Below are 1,036 nucleotides of genomic sequence, written 5' to 3' on the forward strand. Positions count from 1 at the left end.
GAATGGCGTAATGATGGCCAGGCTGTCTCCACCCGAGACTCAGTGAAATTGAACTCGCTGTGAAGATGCAGTGTACCCGCGGCAAGACGGAAAGACCCCGTGAACCTTTACTATAGCTTGACACTGAACATTGAGCCTTGATGTGTAGGATAGGTGGGAGGCTTTGAAGCGTGGACGCCAGTCTGCGTGGAGCCAACCTTGAAATACCACCCTTTAATGTTTGATGTTCTAACGTTGCCCCGTTATCCGGGGTGCGGACAGTGTCTGGTGGGTAGTTTGACTGGGGCGGTCTCCTCCCAAAGAGTAACGGAGGAGCACGAAGGTTGGCTAAGCATGGTCGGACATCATGCGGTTAGTGCAAAGGCATAAGCCAGCTTGACTGCGAGAGTGACGGCTCGAGCAGGTACGAAAGTAGGTCTTAGTGATCCGGTGGTTCTGAATGGAAGGGCCATCGCTCAACGGATAAAAGGTACTCCGGGGATAACAGGCTGATACCGCCCAAGAGTTCATATCGACGGCGGTGTTTGGCACCTCGATGTCGGCTCATCACATCCTGGGGCTGAAGTAGGTCCCAAGGGTACGGCTGTTCGCCGTTTAAAGTGGTACGCGAGCTGGGTTTAGAACGTCGTGAGACAGTTCGGTCCCTATCTGCCGTGGGCGTTGGAAGATTGAAAGGGGCTGCTCCTAGTACGAGAGGACCGGAGTGGACGCACCACTGGTGTTCGGGTTGTCATGCCAATGGCATTGCCCGGTAGCTAAGTGCGGAAAAGATAACCGCTGAAAGCATCTAAGCGGGAAACTTGCCTTGAGATGAGTCTTCCCTGACCCTTTAAGGGTCCTAAAGGAACGTTTAAGACTAAGACGTTGATAGGTTGGGTGTGTAAGCGTAGCGATACGTTGAGCTAACCAATACTAATGAACCGTGAGGCTTAACCTGACAACACCGAAGGTGTTTTAGAGAGACGAGATAGTTTTCGAATGTGAGTGAGGAGCCGAGAGGCGAAGGCGATCCCGTTGTTGTCGCCGTTGAACTGGC

General features: G+C 52.8%; 1 rRNA gene. It reads left to right on the forward strand.

What is annotated here, in order from left to right:
• Positions 1–937: ribosomal RNA gene (locus tag AB0M88_RS53345) — 23S ribosomal RNA — on the forward strand; the annotation flags it as partial.
• Positions 938–1,036: the final 99 nt, after the last annotated feature.

It is taken from the genome of Actinoplanes sp. NPDC051411, assembly GCF_040682075.1.
GTDB lineage: Bacteria > Actinomycetota > Actinomycetes > Mycobacteriales > Micromonosporaceae > Actinoplanes.